Below are 25,912 nucleotides of genomic sequence, written 5' to 3' on the forward strand. Positions count from 1 at the left end.
ATTTTATTTTTTTAACCACCAATAATTATTTCGATAAGGAACACTGTAAATAGGCATTGTAAGAGTATGGCCTGATGGATATAAATTAAATCCATAATACAATGTATGTACTGCGTGAGCTCCACTACTGTTAAAGCCGACCAATGACAATTCAGCTCTCCAACCTATAGTATGAGCAGTTCTACCTCTAGTTGGATTATCATTAAATACATGTTTATTTCCGTCTTTTATTAGAGAACCATATGTAATATAATCACTCTTAGCATAATAAAATGGTCCGTTATTTCCACCTACTCTATGGGGATCATTATACATAGTAAAATTGCTACCCCCTCCATCAGGATCATTTGTACCCACTGTTTGAACCCATTTATAGTCAGAGTATTTATTTGAAGCACTGGTAAATTTTACTTGCACATGAATTCCTTGTTCGCCGTTGTCTGGGTTAGTATATAATTCGTATGCTTCAACTTTCATTTTTCCTACATATTCTCTATCACTATCATATATCTTAAATGTTGATTTAGGTTTGTGAGCTAGGTAATTAAAGGTGGTAACAATTAAACCTTGTCCTGCACCCATCCAAAAATTACCGCCTCCTAATACAGAGCCAATTCCTCCTGACGTAGCTCCGTTTAGCAAAGCAAAAGCATCACTTTTCATGAAATGTTTGCCCTGTATATTAGATGTTGCTAGGCCTAATAGATCATTCGAAGCACTAGAAAAGCTCCCTGCCAATGCTCCGCTCCAGAAATTACCACCCTGTACATAAGATAATGTTCCCTGCGTAAGTGCATGGGCACCAGCTTTGGAAAGTATGGTTCCTGTTTCACCTAGTGCCTTAGCAATCTCGCCACTTACTTTAAAAACTTCGCCAACTCCATAGGATACTGCAGCCGATATTACAGCCATCGTAACAGATTGAAACATATTTCCAATATCGACGGGTCTATTAAGATAATAATCTGTACCCACGGAGGCTAGTATTGCAACACCCGCTGCAATAATCATTGATTCTACAATCCCATATTCGCCACTCGGATCACTAAACATCAACGGATTGTTGAAAACATACCCATACTTATTATAATTCTGGGTATTGCTAGGATCTTGTATGTTTTCGTCTGCATTTAAGAATCTTCTCAATAATGGATCATATAATCTTCCGTTCATGTGAATAATGCCCACCTCTGCAAAATGTTCATGACTGGTATATCCTCTATCGATAAATAACGAAGTATTATCAATTATATTCTTATCGGTGATAATCGAGCCGTTTCCAATTTTTAGATGGGTCATATTGCCCCATGCATCAAAATGCCTCTGTTCTAGTTTGTTTCCCACTTCATCACTGATGGCCAAGATGCTTCCTATATAATCCTTGTGTAAGAATTTATAAGATCCATTACTTTCATCAAAGTTTTTTAAATATACAATATTACTTTCGTACGGACTTCCTCCAATATAGAGAATATGTTTTTCCTTACCTGTTGTATTGTCTTTCAATACTTCAAAGCTTCCATCTTCACTATAAAATTTGGTAAATTTACCTTCCTCATCAATATTGAAGTTACCCCCATAGGTTACCCTTTGTCTCATACTTGTTAACCCATACTGGAAGGACACATCTCCTTTTTCTCCATCAATAAATACGGGATCATTATTCTCGTTATAGACAATACTTTGAATTAAATCATTATTGTAATTTTGGATCCCTGCCGCATTCAGTGTCATTCCGGTCGGTTGATAAATTTTGGCAGAATTTTCAAACTTGATGATTCCTACCTGATCGTTTTCAAGAATCCTTCCTTTGACATCGTAGGTATTTTGAGAAGCCTGCCCGGTTCTTGGGTTCGTCCAATTGATCAATCTGTTATTATCATCATAGGTAAAGGTCTCTGCAATGCTAAAATCACCACCGGTGATCCTGCTGGTTAATTCATTTTTGATTGCATCAAAATTATAATTGACCTCCAGTATGCTTGGTGTGCCTTGCAGCTGATGCCAATACTGATGATCAGTACGTAACAAATGACCAGTACCATCATAGCTGTTATATATTTTCGATTTCCCAAGATTAGCTTTAAGTACCTGCCCTTTTGCATTAGTTTCTTGAAGTTCCCATAATACTTTTCCTGATGTTTTATCTTTGATCGTAGTCAATTCTCCATTCCAAGTGCTGTAAACATTATCTATATATACTTTTGTTAAAACCCCTGAAGAATACAATTGCTTTTCATAGGAAGTAACCCTTGCTTTATCGTCATAGGTAATTCCTTTTTGAATAAAGTATTTTCCGTTGGCGCTTTCCGAAGATGATAATACTCGTCCCTGTGGATCATAACTGATATTGGAACTGTATGATTTTCCTTTCGAAGTTCCTGATTTTGAAACAATTCTTCCTTTATCATCATAATTAAAGGAAATTAATTTATTGGTTGCTTCTCCTCCATCAACAGTAGAAAGTTCTTTTTGAGAAATCAATTGTCCTAAAACATTGTAGCTAAATTCTTTGTTTCCTTTAGGACTGATGATTTTTTTTGTTTGTCCAAAACCGTCATATTCATATTTATATAATCCATTCGAAGGATCGTTAAATTCGGATTTTCTGCCCCACACATCATATTTGGTGGTTACGCTGTTTTGGGCATATTGTGCTTTTATCTGTTCTCCTGCTGCATTGTATGAAAAAATGATTGTTCCACCTTTATCTGTAGTAGAAACTACATTACCTAAAGCATCAGTGGTCTCTGTAGTGGTTCTACCGTATCCGTTGAGTTCTTTGACTGTTGTAGTATTTACAGATACGGAAGTTTGCACCTGTTTTCCAATAAAGGAAGTAACTTGATAACCTTGCCCAACTGAGGCTAGAGAAGTTGAAGTTGCTTTTGCAGGAAATACATTATCATCATACGTTATAACATTCCAAAGACTAGCATTTTGACCTTCAAAATAAGGTTCACTTTCTGCTTTTTTTCTTCCTAAAACATCATAAACAATATCTTTAGTAATGTACTGTCCTTGTCCAAAGGCCTTTGTTGAGGATTTATAATCTTGTCCTAATTTATTGGAATATTTTTTTGAAGTATTACCATCAGGATCATTTTGAGTTACCGTTATATTCGAGTTTGCATCTCTTTCATAAAAATAAGTTCTAGCCCCTCCCAAATTAGTTTTGGAAGTAAGAAGTTTTCCCCATGCATCATACGTATTGGTAAGAATATTTCCTAATGGATCGGTTTGCTTTTTGATCTGTCCCCAGTTATTATATTCAATATTTGTTTCTAAACCCAGAATATCTGTTTTCTTAATAACAAATCTTCCTTTATCATCATATTGTGCTTTAGTGGTTTGGGTATTCGAGTCTACACTGTTGCTGATTACCTTTTGGGTGATATTTCCGAAACCATCATAATCATTAGTCTCCTGTAGATAGCCTGTATTATCTCTGTTCCAGGTTTTGACTGTTTTCAAAAGATTATTTTCATAAACGTATTCTTCTTTGGATCCTTTTGAATCGCCATAAACCTGTGTTGATGAAATTTTAGTTTTCGGTTTACCAATACTATAATTATTTCCGGGTGTTAAATTAGATGGATAGTATTCTAATTCAGAGGTTGAAACAGAAAAACCATCATTTATGTTGTGTATAGATTTAGTAGGAAGATAAATATTGTTATAGTTTTCAACAGTGTGAACAGTTTTAATATTTCTTAAGAAATCTTTACTGGTAGTAATAAAAGGGTTAATCGCTGTAACGACTTTTGGCTTATCACTATTAGATACCGTTGTTACAACTTGCCCATTCAATAATTTGTCAATTTTATACTCATAGTTTTTATAAGCAAGTAGTTGTACATTATTTAATGAAATGTCTGCCGGGAATATCTGTGATTCTGTTGTAGTTCTAATTGACCAATCCTTGTAGGGTAATCCTTCATTCGTTGGATGTATTTCTGAGCCACTCCAAATTTTTGTGTTTTCCAATCCGTCTGCATAGAATGTAGAACGAGCAGATTGGCGAAAGCCAATCATCCCTCTACCCTGTAGATGACCGATCATATCACGATATCGAAAATCTTGCTTTCTTTCGCCTTGTATTAATCTGGAAACTACATCATAATTTAAATTTTCAGTAATATTTGCATAAGGATAAAAAACAGCATTTGTATCATAATATGATTTATAAATATTTTCGGTAGCGGTTAATTTTGCATATTCTATATTTGTTTTCAGACCACCTTGAGTGATGGATTTGATTTTTGAAATCACATTTAATTTACTTCCTAAATCCCAAGTAATTAATTTTGTTTTGTGGATAATAACAAAATCTGTATTGAGTTGTGCAGTCCTGAAATTACCAAAAAGAGGAGTATAATGTTCTCCATACATAGAATAGTTTATATCTTCACCATCCCACACCAACTCTTTAGGAGCAATATTATATGCATTTGAAAACATCGGTTTTCCTGAAGAATCTACTCCTTCATTTCGTAAATAATTGAAGCCATAACTAGAATCAGAGTTGTTCCAACATGTGGCACAATCTCTAAACCAAACCTGAGATTCGAATATAACAAAATCACTTTTACCATCTTTATTTAAATCTGGTGCAGAATATGTTCTTACAATATGTCTGTTTTTTCTTGGTTTACCCTGCCAAGAGGGTTCATACCAAAATAAATTGGAATAATAAAACTCTTTAAAACTTTTTCCTGTAGAAATATACATTTTCCAGTCAGAAGAATTAATATCAGCAGCCATTAGAATATCTGTTTTTCCATCTCCATTATAGTCTCCTACAATAGGGTTAGGTCTAGTTGCTCCACTACCACCTCGGTAAATATCAGGAACTGTTTTATTAAACTTTCCACTGTCAATATCAAATGAAAAAAGACTAATTGTATTTATTTGAGTATTTTCAAGAAGTTCTTGTTTTCCGTCACCGTCAAAATCAATAGCTGCACTCGTTTCATAATCAATATAATATCCATTTTCATTTACCTCTGTTATTTGATTATTATAAAAATCAATATGTAATTTCACATTACCCATCGAAGTAGTTTGTGTATATGTAGTTCCATCCCAATCAGGACATCTCCAATAGTTTACATTATTTAAAACTAATATTAATTCAGATAATCCATCTCCATTAAAATCAATTTCTTTAGCCATAAAATCAACAGAAGGAAATCCTTCTAAAGTACATCTTGGATCTGATTGTGGATCAGAATCAAATAGATATTGATAATTAATTAAGTCAATTTCTTTAGATCCTATTTTAATAAAATTGTCATTTAGATATTTGTAAAAATATACATGGAATTTTTTTAAATCAATATCAAGCTTTCCAGTAATTAAAACTTGATTAGTAAGAGGTGTATTGGTATTAGCATATGTTCCTACAGCAAGGATGCTGCCATCGTAATTAACATTTTTAAAATTATTCGCTCCATCTAGTCTTGAAAGCATTAGTGTGTAATCTCTAATCAAATCAAACTTTCCATCTCCATTAAAATCCCCACTGAAATTCTTCAATCGCAAATCATCGAATCTAGAATCTTGTCTGAATAAATTACTTACAGATACATCCGATCCATTTTCAAAAACTATTGCGTTAGATTCTTCATTTGCAGAATTCTTTTCTTTTATATAATCAACAAATTGATAATTTGTTCCTTGTTTTTTATAGTTGATTTCATACTTTTTGAAACTTTTAGCTGACGTATTTTCATGGGTTCGAACTTCTATATTACTCAATAAATAGTCCTGAATAAAAGAAACACCATTAACATGAGACTGTTCTTTCAAATCTCTTATAATGTAATTAAACAAAATTTCATTAAAATGCGCCTTGCCCATTGTCTGATTTCCTCCCCATTGAATAGATGAAATAACAGAAACATTATTAGCGTTCTGAGAATAATTATAAATGATATAATTTCCTTGTGCATCTTGCCATCTTACAATATTATAGTCTGTTGGTGTTCTTGCTGGAGAAGATCCACCAATAGAAGTTGATCCGTACCAAGCCCTTGAACCATCTTCAAAAGTCACTTCCCAATATTCCGGACCTGACCATAACTGACCAGATAGTGCTCCCAATGATTTAATTTGAATGTTTGAGTATTTTTCGGTAATATATTCTGCACCATCTTTACCATATTCGCCAGTTTTAAGAATCAATCTTTGCCCATTAAAACTATAATAATCAGAGTAGTCTAATTGCACTCCTTTTATCTTTCCATCTTTTTCAATATTTTTACTCACTCTAGAAATAGCTGTAATTCCGGAGATATTCCAACCATATCCGGCAATCCCATTTCTGCCACCACTGTTGTAGACTAAATTAACTTGAGGTGCTACGCTTTTTACTCCTGGAGGTAATGCAATAGGTAAAGTAAATTGTAGTTGTCCACCTCCATTGACGTCGATATCACCTTTAGTGTCGTGGAAACTCATTCCCTGAGGAACATTGCTCCCTGAAGGATTGTTGACTCCAGCCTGAGAATCTGTTGGTCCGCCGCCTGGATTTTCCGTTCCGGGACCTATTTTAGCTACAAATGGATTTGATACTCCTGAAGTTGCATTGAATCCTGGAGTTAAAACAATCATTTGAGGATCCTGGACAGTTCTCGTTGTACTTTCTGGCTGATGTAATATTGTTTGAGAATATCCTAGTATCGAAAAAAAAGATACAAGGATGGAATAGAATAATTTCATATTCTTGAGATATATGGGAGTTTATTAATTTTTTTATCGTTTGGTAATGTTTCTGCTGAATACTCTACCGTCCTTCAACTGAACATGTAAAACATAAACACCCCACTCATAACCGGTCATGTTTATTTTCAACTGTTTGTTGAGATTAGGAAGATTCTGCTGCTGAAATTTCCAGTGAACTGTGCTGTGCTGGTAGATAGAAACCGTAGCAATAAGTTCGTCAAGTTCATCCGTCCAATCAATTGTCAAAAAGTCATTGACAGGTACAGGATAAATTCTCATCTGCTTCCAGAATGATTTTGCATCAAGTGCTGGAGTTTCGGCTACTGCCTTTTCTTCAACTTTTACAGTATCATTTATTGTTTCCTTAGCCAATAAGTCTTTTGGAGCCGTTTTCCCATTAACGTTAGGACCACGGTATCTTTGATTTCCGGCTTCATCATATTTGAAATAAACTTCAGTCTGAGTTTGTGAATATCCTATAAAGCCCACAATCAATGAGAACGCCGAAAGTAATTTTCTTTTCATAATAAATTTATTTGTGATTTAAAATAAGTTGTTGAACCTGGTTTTTAAGTTCCTTTATTTCCTCAGATTGCGATTTTAATTGCTTATGCTGTTCGATTGAATATAAAGTTAATTCCTCAATTTTCTCCAGAAGTTTAGCATCCATTTCAGCAACATTAATTCCTTTTTCAATAACTTCTGATGCAGAGGGTATACTTGGTAAATGTCCCTTTTCAACAATATGCTTTTCAACCTCCTCTAAAGTCTTTAGTTGATAATCTTTCTTAAAAACATAGTCAGCCCAAACATTTGTTTTCACTTCAACCTCTTTCGCAAATATTTTCCCATTGAATTTCGCAGTCGCATTATTAAAGAACTTTATCCAAGTATTATTTGTACCATCATTTATACCAATATATGAGTTTCCGTCATTATTGTTGTTTGGCATGGAAAACAAAATATTATGTGAAATCCCCATGTTTCTTATCACCGCGTCTCCCGGTAAAGCTTCAGTTGCAAAGCATCCATTGCAAGAAGATTTAGCTATTACTAATCTCCCATGGGAATTGGCTAACTCAACATATGCATTTTCCCCCTGAAAAATTCTTAAATTGGCATCTGAAGCTGTAACATCATTTACTCCAATTTTTACTTTCCCCGGAGTTGCTTCTAAAATAGCTTTTCTCCAAGGTTGAGAACCGTTATCATTAGTTTTTCTGAAATACAATTCCTGATCAAAAAAACTTCCTGCAAACTGCATCCCATAATTATTTGTTCCGTTTGTATGTCTTACATCCAATAGATGCCACCAACTTGCAGCTCCATCTGGATAATTTATAGGCGTGTTAGTTTCATAAAAGCCACTGTTTGATGTTGGTGCACCTGCATCATTTCTTGTCTGGGTATTTTGAGAAAATACAATTGAACTAAATATAAGTCCTGCGAAAAGTAAAGTTTTTTTCATTTGTTGAGTTTTCGTTTTTATTAATTTTAAATATTAGTTATCAAAGTCAATATTCATAAAATATCACTTAGTATTATTTATTTACCTTTTATATCTTCCTGCAATTTTTTGATTTGCTTATTAAGCTCAATAGTGTATAAAGTCAACTCCTCAATCTTTTCCAAAAGTTTGGCATCCATTTCTCCAAGATTTACTCCGTTTTTTGTCACTTCCTCTGCAGAAGGAATATTAGGAAGGTGCCCTTTCTCTTGAATATGATTCTCCACTTCTTCCAAAGTTTTCAGTTTATATCCTTTTGCAAAAACATAATCAGCCCAACCATTTGTCGAAGCAATATCAACTTTAATCTTTTCGGTTTTAATCCCGTCTTTGACAAATAGTTTGTATTCGTTGCAATCTGAGCACCCGGATAAAGAGTAATTATTAGAGGAAACGCCAACAAATACTTTTCCGCTGTTTCTGATTGAAAATATTGGTTGAGACCAATTTCCCGGTGTTGGAGGAGTAGACAAGGTAAGCATTCCAATATCGTTTGCCTGATAATTTTTGTAACTCAGCCACATCAAATCACCGCCAGGATTAAGGGTTTGAGCTTCATTAAAAAAATGGTAACTATCTCCTTTACTGTCAGTATTAAACTCAGTACTTCCAAATAAATTAAGTTTTAGGTGTGAAACAGGACTAGCCCCAATTCCAATCTGACCGGCAGCATTTATTCTTATCCTTTCAGTGTTATTTGTTTTAAAGACAAGATCATTATTATCTGTCGTTCCTAAAAAATTATTTGCTGATGATAATCCGGCATTTCCGGAGGTATTCCATGTTTGTGCATAAGAAATGCAGGTAAAGAGCGCAGTGCTTACAAGTAATATTTTTTTCATTTAGTTTTTAAAATTGTTCGGCAAAATTAACTTTTTTTTAACTTATATTATAATCTCATTAACGAGATTTAATATGAGCATTATCATGTTTTTGCAAAGCTATTTGCAATCTGCAACAGAACTTGATGTATTAAAAATTAATTAGTCTGCAATAACTAAGAGTTTACGACAACGTCCTACTCTGTCAAAATTTTATTAGATTTTGATTTCATTTATCTTTTTACGTTATAGCTTTATAAAATTAGATACTACAACGGCAAAATGTGGCAGTTAATTTCACGGTTAAGGAAGAAGATGGAACAGTTGAAATAGTAATAATTATTATCAATTATGATAATAAAATTTCCAAACTTGCGTGAATTGACTATTGTTTTTCTATTTAATATTTTTCTTGCGCTTCGAACAGTGGGAATTTTTTAACGGATTAAATTTAAATTTTGCTTCTGCGCTTTTTTATTTTTCTATTTGAATCAGCGAACCTCTTCGTGGTTTCTTAACGTATCAGATTCCTATGTCTTTATTGAATAATGAAAATCACAGATTATTTTATCAAGAATCTGTGCAAATCTGTGAAATCTGTGGGAACATTTTACTTTTAAGTTATTGTTCTGCGGTATTTAAATTTAAAACAGAACTCTATCCTTCTTTCGTAGTTCCTCCAGATATTTAATTTTATCATCACGGTAAAATAAATTCATCGTCTCAAAAGGAATTATTTTTAAATCTTTATTGACAATATGAACGCATGATTTTTTTACTGCTCGAACGTCAAAATCGTGCGCATCCATAAAATTCATGATGATAATTCTAAACAAGTTGTCATAATCTAAATTCGGAGCAGAAACTTCTGGAAGACAGCATAATAATTGGTTTACTTTAGGCTGAACTTTATCCACTGAAATTCCTGTGCTGAAAATGTCTAAAAGCTGCATATGCAAACCTGCATCCTGCTCGTAAACGATCGTATTTTTCGTTTCATTATTCAACAGATCAGCAGGATTGATATATCGTGTTAAAGGAATTGTTTCACCTTCAAGCTTCAAAATATACCCCATCGCCAAAGAATCCGGATTACAAGGAACCGGAATAATATCATCACCATTCAAAAGGGGAAACTGATTTAAAATTTCTTGACGAACCTCTGTTAAAGTAATTTTTTCGTGTGCAGAATCTTCACGGTTTCTTCCCGCAACTTCGACAGGCTGAAAAGTAATTCCGCGGACACATTTTTGTTTTAAAGCAAACTCAATCACTTTTCCGATCTCGTCTATATTTTTTCCTTTTTGAAGAACGATAACGAGCGTTGTAGAAAGATTTAATTCATTTAATTTCTCCAGAGCTTTTATACGGACATTCGTGAGATCTTTTCCTCGAAAATCTTCCAGAACTTCAGGTTTAAAAGAATCAAACTGAAGATAAATTTCAAATTCCGGAGCATAAGTCGCCAGTTTTTCAGCAAAACCGGGATCGTTGGCAATCCTGATTCCGTTGGTATTGAGCATTAAATGTTTAATGGGTTTTGTCTTAGCGATATCCATAATTTTAAAAAACTCAGGATGAATCGTCGGCTCGCCACCGCTGATCTGCACGACATCAGGCTCACCCTCATTTTTAACGATCGTGTCAAACATGGCTTCAATCTGCTCCAAAGTTCTGTGACTTCCGTAATGTGGCGATGACATCGCATAGCAAGTCGGACAGGTCAGATTACAACGATCGGTAACCTCAACGATTGACAAGCAACTGTGTTGCTCATGATCTACACACAATCCGCAATCGTATGGACAGCCATATTCCACATCAGTTCCGAAATGAACGGGCATTTCTGATGCTTTATTGTAATTTCTGATATTTTTGTAATACTCAACATCCGAAGCAATCATTGTCTTGAAAAAGCCATGATCAGGACATCTTTTGGTCATGAAAACCGCTTCATCTTCAATAATGATCTTCGCTCCTACCCTTTTCAGGCATTCAGGGCAAAGACTGATGGTATAATCGTAATAGGTATAATTTCTTACTGGCATAATTTCAATTTTTACATTCCTCCACAAACAGCTCCACTGATCAATCCGCAAATCAACATTGAAATAAGAACTGTCGTCCAAAACTGGCTTTTAGAAAATTTTCGTCCGTCTTTACTTTCGTAAATAAGTTTTACAAAAACTGTAACAACTAATGATACAACGAAAGCTACAGCAAGAATCATCAGAATGATCATGGCGACCAAACCTTCTAACCCACCAACTTCCAAAAGTGTCAGTATTTTCATAATTTAATTGTGTTTTTAGGTTGAATTAAATTTCTCTTAGTTTTTAATAAATAAATATAATAAATAATCATTGAAAGACATACGAGTTGGATGGTTCCCAAATTTCCCATGATGTCAATTTTAGGTTTAATAAAATCTAAAAGGAATCTAAATGAAAAGTAACTCAGCATGAAAAGCTTAAACAGAAATCCCGAAACATATTTATTTTTCCGACCAATCATTTTTAATTCGAACCACATGAAGAGTAAAAATGCAATTTCGTACAGTGCGACAGGATGTCTGAGATATTCATCCCCGAGATGCATTCCGAAAACTGATGTCGTTGGTAAACCATAAGTCTCTTCATGAACTCCCGTCAGAAAACAACCGATTCTTCCAATGATAATGGCTAAAATTAAAGGATAAACAATCAAATCTCCGGTACTTTCTTTATGACCGACGATTTTTTTTGCCAGTTCCACTCCAATCAGTCCGAAGGCTAAACCACCGACAATCGTATTATTTGTCCAGATTCTTTTAAAACTAAAATCTTCAAATAAGACATAAGGGTTTTCAAGATTTCCGATGAGTTTTGAACCGATTAAAGCACCTGCAGTAGCTCCTATTAGAACCGCCGCCGAAATTCTGAATGATAATTTCTCAGATGATTTCCTTTTTAAAAAGAAATAATAACGCATCCCAAGAAATATCCCTAATGTTTCAAAAACAGGATGTGCGAGAATCGTTTTACCAAAAATCTGAAAAGTAACAGGGAAATCCATCCTACCAAAAGTAGTATATTTAAGGTAAATTATTAATTTTAATATTTAAATAAAAATAAATTTCACCAAAATGCGAATAGAAAATGATATAAAGCTGGGTTTTAAAGACGTGATGTTCAGACCGAAACGTTCAACCTTAAAATCCCGCTCAGAAGTTGACCTCGAAAGAGAATTTACCTTCCTCCACACGAAGAAAAAATGGAAAGGCACACCTATTATCGCCGCCAATATGGATACCGTGGGAACTTTCGAAATGGCTGTTGAATTGGCAAAAGATAAAATCATCACCGCTGTGCACAAGCATTACACCGTGGAAGAGTGGTCTGAATTCCTTGACAATCAAGAAACAAGCATTCATCAGTATATCGCTCTGAGCACCGGAACGGGAAAAGCTGACGAAGAAAAAATTAAACTAATTCTTGATAAGCATCCGCAGATTGAGTTTCTGTGTATTGATGTCGCAAACGGATATTCAGAACATTTTGTGCAGTTTGTAAAGAAAGCAAGACAAGATTTTCCTGATAAAATTATCATTGCAGGCAATGTTGTAACAGGGGAAATGGTGGAAGAACTGCTTTTGGTAGGTGCAGACATTATCAAAGTGGGAATCGGCCCCGGCTCGGTTTGTACAACAAGAGTGAAAACCGGCGTTGGTTATCCTCAACTTTCGGCAATTATCGAATGTTCTGATGCTGCACATGGTCTGAAAGGCCACATCATTGCTGATGGCGGCTGTAAAGTTCCGGGAGATGTTGCGAAAGCTTTTGGTGGCGGTGCAGATTTTGTGATGCTCGGCGGAATGTTTGCCGGACATGATGAAAGTGGCGGCGAAATGATCGAAGAAAACGGAAAAAAATTTAAACTTTTCTACGGCATGAGTTCTAAGACCGCAATGGATAAACACGCCGGAGGTGTTGCCGAATATCGTGCCTCGGAAGGTAAAACTGTAAAGATAAAATATAAAGGTTCTGTATCTGAAACCGTGAAAGATATTTTGGGCGGTGTCCGCTCAACTTGCACCTATGTTGGAGCATCAACCTTGAAAGAATTATCAAAAAGAACGACTTTCATCAGAGTTCAGGAGCAGGAAAATCAGATTTTTAATGACTGATTTTGGCGATTTTTTATTTTGCTCCGTTTTATAATTTAGCTAATTAAAACACCATGAACAAAGGGTTTTATAAACTAGAGGGTTTGTTGAGGGGCAGTTTTTTTGGTATTTTTTACGTTTTTGTGTCTATTTGCATCATCAAATAAAACACAAAGAATACGAATGACGGAAGAAGTTCATCTCCGAATATTTTATCCTCCTTGGAAAAAGTGTTCGGAGTTTTTTTTATCCTTTTTTACAAAAAATTTTTGCTAGTTATAAGCCATTTCTTAAGTTGATTCTATCTTTAAATTATATGATACATTTTGCATAAATTTTCACTTTACTATTTTATCTAAATTATATTGATTCTTTTTTTAAACTTTGCATTGATGTGAAGTTTTTTCTTTTGTAGGCATTTTATGATTTTTTAAGTTTGAAATAGAATACTGTGTATAATTAATTTAAACCTACATTTATTCTTTAATTAAAAACAACAACAAATTATAAATCAATCTTATCGATATAACGCATAAAGATTTTCATGAAAATTTTGTTATTTTAATATAAAAATTTAATCAACATTAGTTTTAAAGAAAAATGGATTTTATAAAGTCCTCAAAAATATATTTTCTTATTGTTTTTTTTAACAGCATTTTGTTTTTTGCTCAAAAAATTGATTCAAAAAAACAAAAAATTTCTGATTTATTAGACTATACAGAACAGCTCTACATTGACGGTAAGACTGAAAAGGTTTTAGCAGAATCTCAGAAACTCATCTCTCTTTCTGAAAAATCAGATGACGAAATGGGCCTAAGCTGCGGTTATTATTACTTTGCAGCCTGCTTGTATACTGTCGGAAAGTATCGTGAGAGCATCAATTATATAAAAAAGGCACTTACGTATAAGGATTATCTAAAAAAAGACATTCTGCATCACTCACGAGCTTACGGTTTGCTGGCAGATAATTATCTGAGTCTTGAACTTTATTCCTTGTCAGCGGATAGTTATCATCAATCACTTCAAATTCTTCAGACGGTTCCCAATAAAAACACGCTATATTATCTTTCTGAAAGTACTTCCTACTCTTATTTAGCTATACTTTATGATAATATGAATCTTCAGGATTCTATGTATTATTATCTTAAAAAAGAAAAAAACAGTCTTGCAAAAATTAAAGAAACGAAAGAATATCCCGAAAATGGTTGTGCTTCGAATGATTTTGGGCATTATTATTTGAAAATCAACAAATTAGACTCAGCTAAAATTTACCTTAATGAGTCTCTTGCTTTTTTCAAAAATGAAGATAATGTTTGTAAGTTTGATGCAATTACCGGTTTAGCAGATCTTGAAATTAAAAATAAAAACTATCAAAAAGCTTATGAATTGTACAACGAAGCTTTAGATGGTTTTATGAAAAATCATTATCCACAACTTGTTAATAATCTGTACAAAAAAATCTCAGAAGCCTACATTGAGGAAGGGAATATGGTAAAAGGAAAATACTACCAGGATCTCTATCAGAAAAAAAATCTTGAGATGGATGAAGTACGGAAAAAGGAAAGAGACTTAATCATCAATGAAGTGATGAAAGAGGAAGAACAAAATAATGAAATCGAAAAAGAGAGGAATAAAATATATACCCTTTTAATGATTTCAATTTTATTAATTATCGCAGCAATTATTATCTATTTCCTGAGAAAAAACAAAAAAAGAAATGCAAATACGCAGAAAATTACAGATAAATTAAAAATTAAAAATGCCATTCAGGAGATTGAAAAAGATGTGCTTAAAAACCAAATCAATGAAAGTTTTGACGAAGTGATGAGTCTTGCAAAACAAAACAGTCCGCAATTTTTTATCAAGTTTCAGGAGAAACATCCTCAGTTTACTCCGAAAATGCTTAAAATAAATCAGAATTTTAAAATAACAGAGCTTACTTTTGCATCTTATATTTATTTGGGCTTTAGTACTAAAGAAATTGCTGATTACACTTTTAAAGCTATAAAAACGATAGAAAATAACCGTTATAACTTTAGAAAGAAGCTAGAACTCTCACCCGACCAGGATTTGTTGTTCTGGCTTAGAAATTATATCGATGGTGAATAATATTCTGCTCTTGGCTTAGTTTTAGCAATATCTTTTGTACAATCTTTTTTATATAAATTTTTAAATTATTATCACTAAACATTAAATGGATTTCAAAAGATCCTTAATCAAAATATTTTTACCAACTCTCCTACTGTGGAGTATTTCGCTGTTTTCACAAAACGGTTCTCAGAAAATTGATGAGTTAATAGAAAATGCCAACCAATTGTATTTGGATGGAAGAACTGATGCTGTATTGAATATTTCAAAAAAAATAATTACTGAATCTGAAAATTTAAAATACGATAAAGGTCTTTCCTACGGTTACTATTATTTAGCTTCATATTACTACGATAATGCGGAATTTATGGAAAGTATACACCACGCTAAAAAAGCGCAGAAATACGGCAAGTATTTAGCTAAAGACAAAACCCAATCTGCCAGAATTTCTGCATTGTTGGGAGGAAATTATCTGTTGTTGGACCTATATACGCTATCTTCTAAAAATTACAGGAAAGCACTCAGCATTCTCGATAGTAAGAAGAAAAAAAACACTACCGATTCACTTACACAAAGCACTGTTTATTCAAACCTAAGTTATCTTTTTCAGAATATCAACATGCCGGATTCAATGTATTTTTATCTTAAAAAAGAGAACACAATTCTAAAGAAAGTCAAATTTAAAAATGCTTATATAGAAAATGGTTGTTCGTGTTTAGGTTTCGGAAATTATCACTTAAATCAGAATGAAATAGATTCTGCACAATATTATTACAATAAATCTCTGGAATTTTTTAATGGAAAAAAACATCCATGCAAAATAGAATCTCTCATTGGCTTAGGAAATCTTCATACCCATGAAAAAGAGTACGAAAAAGCCCATCAATACTACAATAATGCTATACATAGCTTTGAACAAAATAACTTTCCGGATATCCAAAGCGAATTGTTTAAAAAAATCTCAGAGCTCTATATTTCCCAAGGCAACGCAACACAAGCAAAACATTATCAGGATTTATACCTAAAAGCGCATAACAAATTAGATGCTCAAAAGAAAAAAGAACGTGATTTTGTACTGAATGAGGTAATGAAAGAAGAAAAAGCACAGCATCAGAATGAAGTGAAAAAAACCAGAAAATGACTTGGTTGATCGTTTCTTTATTAGCTTTAATTACTGTTTTTATCATTTATCTTCTTCAGAAATCAAAAACCAAAAACCAAAAGGCTTTAGAAATTACAAAACAATTGCAGTCTGAAAAAGCAATCAATGAAAAGGAAAAAGATACCCTAAAATTACAGTTGAGTGAAGCATTTGAAGAAGTAAGAAAATTAGCGAAAGAAAACAGTCCTGATTTTTTCATCAGATTTCAGGAAGTCTATCCACATTTTAGAATAAAAATGCTGGAAGTCAACTCCCAATTTAAAGTTTCTGAACTTACTTTTGCTGCTTATATTTATTTAGGGTTTAATACCAAAGAAATTGCAGATTACACTTTTAAAGCCGTAAAAACAATTGAAAACAACCGTTATAATTTCCGCAAAAAACTAGGAATTTCTCCTGAAAAAGATTTGCAGATTTGGTTGAGAAATTATATTGATTCTAAATAATAAAAATCCCTTTCATAAAAAATGAAAGGGATTGTATTTTATATTAAATCTTTCTCTTAAGTAAGCATTCCGCCGTCTACATTCAAGACTTGTCCGGAAATGTAAGAAGACATTTCGCTACCGAAGAAAACGCATGCATTGGCAACATCTTCTGGCTGTCCTCCTCTTTTCAATGGGATTCCATCTCTCCAGCTTTGAACTGTTTTTTCGTCTAAAGCAGCTGTCATTTCAGTTTCGATAAATCCTGGAGCAATAGCGTTGCAACGGATGTTTCTAGAACCTAATTCAAGCGCTACAGATTTTGTGAAACCAATAACCCCGGCTTTAGAAGCAGCATAGTTGGCTTGTCCGGCATTACCTTTCACTCCCACTACAGAAGTCATATTGATAATAGAACCAGATTTAGCCTTCATCATCGGCTTAATAACTGCCTTAGTAAGGTTGAATACAGAATCTAAATTTACCTTGATAATAGTATCCCAATCGTCTTTTGACATTCTCATCAACAGATTATCTTTTGTAATACCTGCATTATTCACCAAAATGTCAATTTTACCGAACTCAGCCATTACCTCTTCTACTAATTTCTGAGCAGCATCGTAATCTGACGCATCAGACTGATATCCTTTAATTTGAGTTACAGAACTCAAAGTAGTTTCTAATTCTTTAGCTTTTTCCACAGAACCTGCGTAAGTAAATGCCACTTTTGCTCCTTGTTGCGCGAAAATTTCAGCAATTCCTCTCCCGATTCCTCTTGTAGCTCCGGTAATCAGCGCTACTTTTCCTTCTAATAGTTTCATATATATGATTATTATTTATCTTGTATCATTTAGTTTGAGTGTGCAAAGATATTATTTATCTTAAAATAATTTTGTAATACTAATTGAAATGTAAATTACTTCACAGAATTATTCACAATCAGTACAATCTCCCCTTTTAAAGTTTTGCTTTTAGAGAATTCAATTAACTCATCGATTGTACCTCTTTTAGTTTCTTCAAATTTTTTCGAAATTTCGCGGCTCAAACTTGCCCTCGTTTCTTCTCCGAAAAATTCTTTAATCTGCTCCAAAGTTGTATTAATCTTATGCGGACTTTCATACAAAACAATTGTCTTTTTCTCCTCAGCCAGCTGTTTCAGCTTTGTTTGTCTTCCTTTTTTCGGAGGAAGGAAACCGGCGAACAAAAACTCATTATTTGGTAATCCTGAAACCACCAAAGCCGGAATTAAAGCTGTCGCACCGGGCAAACAAATCATTTCAATATTGCTGTCCGAACCTGCTTTTGCCAAAAGATAACCCGGATCTGAAATTCCCGGAGTTCCGGCATCTGTAATAATTGCGATGTTCTGACCACTTTGAAGGTCAATAATAACCTTCTCAGTAGTGTGATGCTCGTTATGTAAATGATAAGATTTTAAAGGTTTTGAAATTTCGTAATGCTTCAAAAGCACTCCAGAAGTTCTTGTGTCTTCGCACAAAATATAATCGACTTCTTTCAGCACTTTAATCGCTCTGAAAGTCATGTCTTCTAAGTTCCCAACGGGTGTGGGAACGAAATATAGGATTCCACTCAAAATTATAAGAATTTATTTTCTACCAATATCCAAAGTCTTTGTGCGTATTCGTCTACTTTATCCCATTTTCTGTCGTAGTAGAGATCGCTTAGATATTCTTTTGCTTCTTCCAGATTTCTGCACCTGTTCAGCTCAGCAACGGCATGGTTAAGGTCTGTTTGGCTTCCTCCGAAAAGCAGTTTTGTAAAAGCCATTCTGTCATTCAGATCTAATCTGAACTCAGGTTTTTGTTTTTCCGCTTCCATATAATTGGTCGGAATATTTGTTTTTAAAAGGCTTCCTGTATCTTCTTTTACAACCGCAGCCGGTTTTTCCTGAGGAATTTCTCTTTCCAAATGATCATCATCAAATAATGTTTGAATCGATTTTAAACCTTTTATATTCGCGAGTCTTATTTTTTTCTCTTGCTGATAAGCTTCAAGATTTTCAAAACTTTCATCTGAGGCAGGTTTATCAGACTCAGATGTTGGTTTGTCTATTTCAACAATTTTTCTTCTGTCTATATCTTCACTTATGAGAATTTCTTCTTCATGTGTTTCAGTATCTTTTTTTATTTCTGTCAGAATACTTTCGACATTCGAATTTTCAGTCATGATTCCGTCTTCATCGTATTTAAAATCATCAGAAACAGATTCATTTTCAGATTCTTCAATCAAAATTTCATCTTCAAGCTGTTCGGATTCAAACATATTCGGAATCTTTTCTGAAGAATTTTCATTTGCCTTTGCAGACTCATAATTGCTTAGAATTTGCTCTTCTTCTTCAAAATCATTTGCAACACTCTCATCAGAAATTTCATTTTCAAATTCGTCAATTTCATTTAATTGATTATTAAAAATCGCTTCCTCTTCAGTTACTTTTTGGTCAAATATTTCTTCATCAATATCGTCTTCATCTTCCGGAACAGAATTTTCAAGAATTCTTTCTTCATCTACAAAACTTAAAACCTTTGAAATTTCTTCAGAAGATTCTTCCTCCTCTATTTCGTTCAGTTGCTCGTTAAAAACAGCATTTTCTTCAACGATTTCTATATTTAAATTTTCCTGCTCAGTAATTTCTTCATTAAAATCTTCCGTCTTCTCTTCAATTTTCTCTTCCTCGGCAAGATTCACCATATTTTCATGGTATTCGTTTTTAACAATCTCATTCAATTGATTATTAAAAATCGCTTCTTCCTCCATGACTTCATTTGGCAGATTGCTTTCACTTCCCTCAATCTCGTTCAACTCATTATTGAAAATTGCTTCTTCCTCTGTTACTTCATGAGAAAAATTATGAGATTCGGTTATTGTTTCAGCTAAAAAAGAGCCTGATAAAGGTCCTGAAAACTGTAAATCATCATTTTTATAGTATTCTACCTTATTTTTAAGCAGTTTTAAAAATGAAATTCTGTCTGTAAGCTCATCAATAAGATTTTGCTTAGAAAGTAGCTCGTCAACGTCGTTTATTTTGTCTAGAATACCAATGATATTCTTAGATTCAAAAAAAATCTTTTCCTGTAAATCTTGGATGTTCTGCATAGAAGAATCTTATTAAAATTGCTTACTTTTGGTCTTAAAATATTACGGCTAAAATAACAAATGTTTTTAGAAAATACAATTAATCATTCCAAACAAAGCGGTTGGATGGAAGTTATTTGTGGCTCCATGTTTTCCGGAAAAACCGAAGAGTTGATCCGAAGACTGAGAAGAGCTGAAATGGCGGGGCAGAATGTGGAAATTTTTAAACCAAAAACCGATACAAGATATTCTGATGAAGATGTTGTTTCGCACAATAAAAATAAAATCCGAAGTACTGCAGTAGAAAATCCTAATGAAATTATTCTCTTGGGGTCAAACTGTGACGTGGTAGGAATTGATGAAGCTCAGTTCTTTGATGAAAGCATTGTGGAAGTAGCTAATCAACTGGCAAACAGCGGAATTCGTGTCGTTATTGCAGGTTTAGATATGGATTTTCTAGGACGACCTTTCGGACCGATTCCTAATCTGATGGCAACGGCAGAATATGTAACGAAAGTACATGCCATCTGCAAACGTACAGGAAATTTAGCCAACTACTCCATGAGAATTTCTCAGGGGAATAATCTGGTGGAATTGGGAGAAACAGAAAGTTATGAAGCGGTAAGTCGTCGAGTTTTTATTGAAGAAGTACTTTCTAAGAAGAAATAATGAGTAATTTAGTCTGAGTTTAAGGTTTCAATCTAATTTGGTTTATCGCAAAGGCGCAAAGTTTTATCTGAACTGGTTTTTTAAGACGTAAGAAAATCACAGATTTTCAGCAATTTTTCAGATCAAATTCTATATAAGATGAAATCTTTGCACCTTAAAACATTAAGAATCAAATACATCAGACACAAAATATAAGCAGATAGGGCACCAATGAATTATACAGTACAACAAATTGCAGAAATCACCAGTTCAGAAATTATTGGTGATAAAAATCTATTAATCAAAAATATAGCTTTTGACAGTAGAATTATTTATTCAACTAAAAATGCTGCTTTTATTGCAATTAATACTCAAAAAATTCTGGTGAAAAATTTATAGAATCAGCTGTAGACCGAGGAATTAATGTCATTATTTCTGAACATCAATATCCACAATTTGAAAATGTAACATGGATTATTGTGGAAAATTCTGTGGAATTTCTTCAGAAACTGGCAAAACATCATTTCGAAAAATCAAACTTAAAATCAATAGGAATTACAGGAAGCAATGGTAAAACCATTCTCAAAGAATGGCTGTATCAATGCTTATGGAGTGAATTTACGACCGTGAAAAGTCCTAAAAGTTTTAATTCTCAGATTGGTCTGCCACTTTCTTTGCTTCAAATTAATTCAAGTCACCAATTAGGGATATTTGAAGTAGGGATTTCGATGCCAAATGAAATGCAGATTTTGGAAAGTATTTTCCATCCGCAAATTGGTTTATTGACTCACATCGGAACCGCTCACGCAGCTAATTTTAAGTCTGAAGAAGATTTAATTGATGAAAAAATAAAGCTTTTCAAAGATTCTGAAGTGATTATTTTCAATGGAGATAATCGATTGGTTGACAGAAAAATAAGAGAAATTTATTCAAGTAAAAAGTTAATATCTTACGGATTCAACGAAAATAATGATGTCTCTTTTAAAAATAATATTTCAAAAAAGAAGATGTTGTCGTCACCTATTTTGACGAAGAAATCTCCTTCCCTGTTCATCAGCGCGATGAAGCCACTTTAACGAATGCTTTAGCGCTGATAACCGTTTTAAAAGAACTAGATATCAGTAATGATAAAATAGTTGATAAAATCAACGCTTTGAAAGCCGTAGAAATGCGACTTGAAGCCATAGAAGGAATTAAAAACAATATAGTTATCAATGATTCTTTCAATCTAGATATGGATTCTTTAAAGACTGCCCTGCAGTTTCTCAATGAATATAAGAAGTCGAAAAAATCACTTGTTTTAACAGATATTATCGGTGTTAATGCCAATTCTCAAGAGTTATATGAAGAAGTTTCAGAATTGGTCAACGAGCAGAATTTTGAAAACTTATTTTTGATTGGGAAAGAAATTACTCAGTTCAAAGATTTATTTAAGTCTAAAACCTACACTTTTATTGACACTCAGGAATTAATTGATAATAAATATCTTACAGAAATTGAAAATCAAATTATTCTGTTAAAAGGTGCTAGGAAATTTGAGATTGAAAAACTGAAGGATTTGCTTGAACTTAGAAAACACGATACGGTTTTAGAGGTAAATTTAAACGCTATTCTTCACAATATCAATTACCATAAATCCTTGCTGAAGCCTACAACCAAAATGATGGCAATGGTAAAGGCAAATGCTTATGGTTTAGGAAGTTATGAAATTTCCGAGTTTCTTCAACATCATCACATTGATTATCTTGGAGTTGCCTACGCCGACGAAGGTGTTGAACTTCGCAAAAAAGGAATTACTACTCCAATAGTTGTGATGAATCCTGAGCAGCACAGTTATGATACAATTATTCAGTACAATCTTGAGCCGGAAATTTACAGTTTCAGAGTTTTGGAATTGTTTTATGAAGCAGTTCAGAAATCTGGGTATGATAAAAAATATCCCATCCACATTAAGTTGGAAACCGGAATGCATCGTCTTGGTTTTAAGGAATATGAACTAGACCAATTAAGCCAAAGTTTAGAATATAAAAATCTGAAAGTTCAGAGTATTTTCAGTCATTTATCGTCCGCAGATGTTCCAACAGAGAAAGAATTTACATTAAAACAGTTAGAAATATTTGAAAAAAACTCAAGTTATTTAATTGAAAAGTTGGGCTATCAACCACTCAGACATATTTTAAACTCGTCAGGAATCACCAATTACAGCAACCATCATTATGATATGGTGAGAATCGGAATTGGAATGCTTGGCGAATCTGCAAATGTTGATATTCAGAAGCAGCTTCAGTCAACGGTAAGTTTTAAAACCGTTATTTCGCAGATTTCTTTAGTTGAAAATGGAGAATCTGTAGGTTACAGCCGAAAATACAAGACAGATCATTTAACAAAAATTGCAACAATCCCTGTAGGATATGCTGATGGAATTCCGAGATTAATAGGTAACCAAATCGGAAATGTAGGCATCAACAAAACCCTCGCCCCCATCGTCGGAAACATTTGTATGGATATGATGATGATCAAAGTAGATGATATTCCGAATGTAAAGGAAGGTGATACCGTCACGGTTTTTAATGCCAAGCCTAGTCTCAAAGAATTTGCAGATTACTGCAAAACGATTACATATGAAGTTTTAACCTCAATTTCTCCTCGTGTGAAACGGATCTATATAAAAGATTAATTATGAAGAAACTCCTTGTTCTTTTATTTGCATTTCAGTTACTTTTCGTCCAATCACAGGTGAAAAAAGGTTTGGTCATACCAAAAAATCCAAAAATCGGACTTTCCCTTGCCGGAGGTGGAGCGAAAGGCTTCGCACACGTTGGTGTTTTGAAAGTTTTAGATTCCTTAGGAGTAAAAGTTGATTATATATCCGGAACCAGTATGGGAGCAATTGTCGGCGGATTATATGCTTCCGGATACACAGGAAAAGACATCGAAAAAATTGTAATGGATACTGATTTCTATTCTTTAATCAGAGATCCAAAATCCCGCACAGAAAGCACATTCTTTAACAAATCTGTTGACAAATATCTTCTTTCGATTCCTTTAAAAAACGGGAAAATCAATCTTCCCTCTTCTATCAGTTCCGGGCAGAAAAATGTTTATTTGCTCAAAGAATTGTTTAAAAATGTTTCAACCATTGAAGATTTTTCCAAATTACCGATTCCTTTCATGTGCGTTGCTACCAATCTGGAAAGTGGCAATATGCAGATTTTTGAAAAAGGGGATCTGGTACAGTCTATCATGGCAAGTTCAGCATTTCCTTCATTAATGGATCCTGTGAAAATTGGAGACAGTATTTACATTGATGGAGCGATGACCGTTAATTATCCTTCAAAACCTTTAAAAGATAAAGGCATTGACATTGTAATTGGCGTAGATTTAAATCAAGATCTTTCAAAAAGAGAAGATTTAAACAACATCATTTCAATTTTGAATCAGGTAATTGACTTCGGAATTCAAAAAGACACAAGACGTCAGTATAGATTCACCGACATTAATATCAAACCGAATTTGAAAGGAATGACCGCAACAAGTTATGATGAAAAGAAGAAAATTCTTGACAGTGGCTTTGTAGAAGGTTTAAAATATACAGATATCTTGGATGATCTTCCTAAACGTTCATTCGAACGCCTTAGGCAGCCCGTAAATCCTATTTATTCTAATGTCTATAAGATTGACAGCATTTCATTAATTGGAAGCAGAATTTACGGTAAAAACTACGTCTTAGGAAAGATGGGGCTTCGTCTTCCGTCTATGCAAACCTACGGAAGTGTGAATAAAGGGATTGATAAATTGGTGGCGACAAATAACTACCGTTTCATTAACTACGACATCGTCACAGAAAATAATATAAATTATCTAAAATTGTATGTAACAGAAGATGATGCAAGACATTTTCTAAAGTTCGGATTGCATTACGACGAAATCTTCAAAACGGGATTACTTCTTAATTACTCAGCAAAAAGATTATTGTTCAAAAATTCAAATTTATCCTTAGATGTTGTCGTAGGTGACAAACCTAGATATTACTTGAACTATTTTGTAGATAATGGCTACATTCCGGGATTCGGGCTTTACTCTTCGGGGATGAGTTTTGATTTGAAAGGAAACAACAATATCAACGTTGATAAATGGCAATGGCTTAGAAACGAAATTTACATTCAATCTGTCTGGAAAGATAAATATGCTGTTGGAGCCGGATTAAGCCACGATTATTTCGATGCTGAAATGAACGGTATCAACAAGAGATCAAATCGATTTTTGAACCCTTATGTATTTCTAAAAAGCGACACTCAGGACGATAAAGACTTTCCGCGCAGAGGATTTTATTTGAATGCTGAAGGAAAAGTAATAGATTTACTGAAATCTGCTGTCGACAAAAGAGTGGTTCAGGTAAAAGCAGATATAAGAATCAATATTCCTTTGTCAAAGCAGTTCAGTTATCACCTTAATTTGTATGGCGGAGTAACAATTGGTGAAAATCTTCCAGAATACTATCAATACAGATTAGGTGGAATTTTCGAGCAAAATGTCATCAATTTCAAAACATTCAATGGCTTTTATTTTGCACAATTAAACAGCAATAATGTTGCGTTAATTTCAAATGATCTTCAATTTAAGTTCAATAAAAACTTTTTCCTGAGCGGAAACTTCTCTTTTGCCAATCTATCAGACGATATAAGTTTCGAAGATGCAGTAAAAGTTAATTACAGCTCTGTAGGAATCATGGCGGGGTATAAATCTCCTTTCGGACAAATTAAATTCAACTTCAGCCATTCACTTAAAAATAATCAAAAAGGTATATTCAGTGTTATTTTAGGGCACTGGTTTTAAAACAATGATACAATTCTTTTACGAAAACCTACAAGAATCTGTGAATACAGATTATACAAAATGGCTGGAAGAAATCATTCTTTCAGAAGAAAAAAAACTAGGTGATATTAATTACGTATTCTGCGACGATGAGTATTTACTCAAAATAAATCAGGATTATCTGCAGCATGATTATTACACCGACATCATCACTTTCGATTCTGTGAAAGGCAAAACAATAAGCGGAGAGATTTTCGTATCTTTGCAGCGCATTTCAGACAACGCTTCTACCCTATCCAAAAACTACGAAGAAGAATTAAGAAGAGTCTTGGCTCACGGTATTCTGCATTTGTGCGGTTATAAAGATAAATCAGAAGAAGAAGAACAGGAAATGCGAAGCAAAGAAGACTTTTATATTGCAAAATATAATTAGGAGCTATTTCCCGCTGTCCGCACTCGCTTTTTTTCTTTTTTCAAAGAAAA

Annotated in this window: 17 protein-coding genes and 1 pseudogene; 8 read left to right on the forward strand and 10 right to left on the reverse strand. The window is 33.7% G+C overall.

What is annotated here, in order from left to right:
- Nucleotides 1-3: 3 nt before the first annotated feature.
- The 7 genes from EAG08_RS10955 to EAG08_RS10985 all read right to left on the reverse strand — a co-directional run bounded on the left by EAG08_RS10955 (nt 4) and on the right by EAG08_RS10985 (nt 12,108).
- Nucleotides 4-6,723, reverse strand: coding sequence for an RHS repeat-associated core domain-containing protein (locus EAG08_RS10955; RefSeq protein WP_129535464.1), 6,720 nt, complete (start codon nt 6,721-6,723; stop codon nt 4-6).
- Between the two features lie 33 nt (nt 6,724-6,756).
- Nucleotides 6,757-7,251 carry a T9SS type A sorting domain-containing protein gene (locus EAG08_RS10960; RefSeq protein ID WP_129535465.1) on the reverse strand — a complete coding sequence of 165 codons (495 nt, stop codon included), beginning with the start codon at nt 7,249-7,251 and terminating at the stop codon, nt 6,757-6,759.
- 7 nt (nt 7,252-7,258) lie between these two features.
- A complete protein-coding gene (locus tag EAG08_RS10965) occupies nt 7,259-8,194 on the reverse strand; it encodes a DUF536 domain-containing protein (RefSeq protein ID WP_129535466.1) in 936 nt (311 codons plus the stop codon).
- Nucleotides 8,195-8,271: 77 nt separating this feature from the next.
- Nucleotides 8,272-9,075, reverse strand: coding sequence for a hypothetical protein (locus EAG08_RS10970; RefSeq protein ID WP_129535467.1), 804 nt, complete (start codon nt 9,073-9,075; stop codon nt 8,272-8,274).
- A gap of 623 nt (nt 9,076-9,698) precedes the next feature.
- A complete protein-coding gene (locus EAG08_RS10975) occupies nt 9,699-11,102 on the reverse strand; it encodes a radical SAM protein (RefSeq protein ID WP_129535468.1) in 1,404 nt (467 codons plus the stop codon).
- Between the two features lie 11 nt (nt 11,103-11,113).
- Nucleotides 11,114-11,347, reverse strand: coding sequence for a hypothetical protein (locus EAG08_RS10980; protein WP_228446517.1), 234 nt, complete (start codon nt 11,345-11,347; stop codon nt 11,114-11,116).
- Nucleotides 11,344-12,108, reverse strand: a complete 765-nt coding sequence (locus tag EAG08_RS10985) for a prolipoprotein diacylglyceryl transferase (protein ID WP_129535470.1) — start codon at nt 12,106-12,108, stop codon at nt 11,344-11,346. The genes EAG08_RS10980 and EAG08_RS10985 overlap by 4 nt, the downstream gene beginning before the upstream one ends.
- Before the next feature lie 70 nt (nt 12,109-12,178).
- Here EAG08_RS10985 and EAG08_RS10990 point away from each other — a divergent pair, with 70 nt between their 5' ends.
- From EAG08_RS10990 to EAG08_RS11005, 4 genes are all read left to right on the forward strand, one after another.
- The gene (locus EAG08_RS10990; RefSeq protein ID WP_129535471.1) at nt 12,179-13,219 is read left to right on the forward strand and encodes a GMP reductase; all 1,041 of its coding nucleotides are present in this window, start codon (nt 12,179-12,181) and stop codon (nt 13,217-13,219) included.
- Nucleotides 13,220-13,798: 579 nt separating this feature from the next.
- Nucleotides 13,799-15,307, forward strand: coding sequence for a tetratricopeptide repeat protein (locus EAG08_RS10995; RefSeq protein ID WP_129535472.1), 1,509 nt, complete (start codon nt 13,799-13,801; stop codon nt 15,305-15,307).
- Between the two features lie 85 nt (nt 15,308-15,392).
- Nucleotides 15,393-16,427, forward strand: coding sequence for a tetratricopeptide repeat protein (locus EAG08_RS11000; RefSeq protein ID WP_129535473.1), 1,035 nt, complete (start codon nt 15,393-15,395; stop codon nt 16,425-16,427).
- A complete protein-coding gene (locus EAG08_RS11005) occupies nt 16,424-16,894 on the forward strand; it encodes a helix-turn-helix transcriptional regulator (protein ID WP_129535474.1) in 471 nt (156 codons plus the stop codon). Before EAG08_RS11000 ends, EAG08_RS11005 begins: the two co-directional genes overlap by 4 nt.
- 56 nt (nt 16,895-16,950) lie before the next feature.
- Here the strand turns inward: EAG08_RS11005 and fabG are convergent, their stop codons facing one another.
- The 3 genes from fabG to EAG08_RS11020 form a co-directional block, all read right to left on the reverse strand.
- Complete coding sequence (gene fabG, locus EAG08_RS11010) at nt 16,951-17,694, reverse strand: 3-oxoacyl-[acyl-carrier-protein] reductase (protein ID WP_129535475.1); 744 nt, start codon at nt 17,692-17,694, stop codon at nt 16,951-16,953.
- A 95-nt stretch (nt 17,695-17,789) separates the two neighbouring features.
- Complete coding sequence (gene rsmI / locus EAG08_RS11015) at nt 17,790-18,467, reverse strand: 16S rRNA (cytidine(1402)-2'-O)-methyltransferase (protein WP_129535476.1); 678 nt, start codon at nt 18,465-18,467, stop codon at nt 17,790-17,792.
- 2 nt (nt 18,468-18,469) lie between these two features.
- The gene (locus EAG08_RS11020) at nt 18,470-19,987 is read right to left on the reverse strand and encodes a hypothetical protein (RefSeq protein ID WP_129535477.1); all 1,518 of its coding nucleotides are present in this window, start codon (nt 19,985-19,987) and stop codon (nt 18,470-18,472) included.
- A gap of 60 nt (nt 19,988-20,047) precedes the next feature.
- On the opposite strand from EAG08_RS11020, the gene EAG08_RS11025 reads away from it, so the two are divergent.
- From EAG08_RS11025 to ybeY, 4 genes and pseudogenes are all read left to right on the forward strand, one after another.
- Nucleotides 20,048-20,635 (forward strand): thymidine kinase, encoded by a 588-nt coding sequence (locus EAG08_RS11025; RefSeq protein ID WP_129535478.1) that lies wholly within the window; start codon nt 20,048-20,050, stop codon nt 20,633-20,635.
- Between the two features lie 210 nt (nt 20,636-20,845).
- Nucleotides 20,846-23,291: pseudogene (locus EAG08_RS22940) on the forward strand (bifunctional UDP-N-acetylmuramoyl-tripeptide:D-alanyl-D-alanine ligase/alanine racemase).
- 2 nt (nt 23,292-23,293) lie between these two features.
- Nucleotides 23,294-25,450 carry a patatin-like phospholipase family protein gene (locus tag EAG08_RS11035; protein ID WP_129535479.1) on the forward strand — a complete coding sequence of 719 codons (2,157 nt, stop codon included), beginning with the start codon at nt 23,294-23,296 and terminating at the stop codon, nt 25,448-25,450.
- Nucleotides 25,451-25,454: 4 nt separating this feature from the next.
- Nucleotides 25,455-25,862 carry an rRNA maturation RNase YbeY gene (ybeY, locus tag EAG08_RS11040; protein ID WP_129535480.1) on the forward strand — a complete coding sequence of 136 codons (408 nt, stop codon included), beginning with the start codon at nt 25,455-25,457 and terminating at the stop codon, nt 25,860-25,862.
- Nucleotides 25,863-25,912: the final 50 nt, after the last annotated feature.

It is taken from the genome of Chryseobacterium sp. 3008163 (genome assembly GCF_003669035.1).
GTDB lineage: Bacteria > Bacteroidota > Bacteroidia > Flavobacteriales > Weeksellaceae > Chryseobacterium.

What these genes read in the sequence shown, in the direction of transcription:
- EAG08_RS10955 (WP_129535464.1), bottom strand. Translation starts at nt 6,723, where the DNA reads ATGAAATTATTCTATTCCATCCTTGTATCTTTTTTTTCGATACTAGGA.
- EAG08_RS10960 (WP_129535465.1), bottom strand. Translation starts at nt 7,251, where the DNA reads ATGAAAAGAAAATTACTTTCGGCGTTCTCATTGATTGTGGGCTTTATA.
- EAG08_RS10965 (WP_129535466.1), bottom strand. Translation starts at nt 8,194, where the DNA reads ATGAAAAAAACTTTACTTTTCGCAGGACTTATATTTAGTTCAATTGTA.
- EAG08_RS10970 (WP_129535467.1), bottom strand. Translation starts at nt 9,075, where the DNA reads ATGAAAAAAATATTACTTGTAAGCACTGCGCTCTTTACCTGCATTTCT.
- EAG08_RS10975 (WP_129535468.1), bottom strand. Translation starts at nt 11,102, where the DNA reads ATGCCAGTAAGAAATTATACCTATTACGATTATACCATCAGTCTTTGC.
- EAG08_RS10980 (WP_228446517.1), bottom strand. Translation starts at nt 11,347, where the DNA reads ATGAAAATACTGACACTTTTGGAAGTTGGTGGGTTAGAAGGTTTGGTC.
- EAG08_RS10985 (WP_129535470.1), bottom strand. Translation starts at nt 12,108, where the DNA reads ATGGATTTCCCTGTTACTTTTCAGATTTTTGGTAAAACGATTCTCGCA.
- EAG08_RS10990 (WP_129535471.1), top strand. Translation starts at nt 12,179, where the DNA reads ATGCGAATAGAAAATGATATAAAGCTGGGTTTTAAAGACGTGATGTTC.
- EAG08_RS10995 (WP_129535472.1), top strand. Translation starts at nt 13,799, where the DNA reads ATGGATTTTATAAAGTCCTCAAAAATATATTTTCTTATTGTTTTTTTT.
- EAG08_RS11000 (WP_129535473.1), top strand. Translation starts at nt 15,393, where the DNA reads ATGGATTTCAAAAGATCCTTAATCAAAATATTTTTACCAACTCTCCTA.
- EAG08_RS11005 (WP_129535474.1), top strand. Translation starts at nt 16,424, where the DNA reads ATGACTTGGTTGATCGTTTCTTTATTAGCTTTAATTACTGTTTTTATC.
- fabG (WP_129535475.1), bottom strand. Translation starts at nt 17,694, where the DNA reads ATGAAACTATTAGAAGGAAAAGTAGCGCTGATTACCGGAGCTACAAGA.
- EAG08_RS11020 (WP_129535477.1), bottom strand. Translation starts at nt 19,987, where the DNA reads ATGCAGAACATCCAAGATTTACAGGAAAAGATTTTTTTTGAATCTAAG.
- EAG08_RS11025 (WP_129535478.1), top strand. Translation starts at nt 20,048, where the DNA reads ATGTTTTTAGAAAATACAATTAATCATTCCAAACAAAGCGGTTGGATG.
- EAG08_RS11035 (WP_129535479.1), top strand. Translation starts at nt 23,294, where the DNA reads ATGAAGAAACTCCTTGTTCTTTTATTTGCATTTCAGTTACTTTTCGTC.
- ybeY (WP_129535480.1), top strand. Translation starts at nt 25,455, where the DNA reads ATGATACAATTCTTTTACGAAAACCTACAAGAATCTGTGAATACAGAT.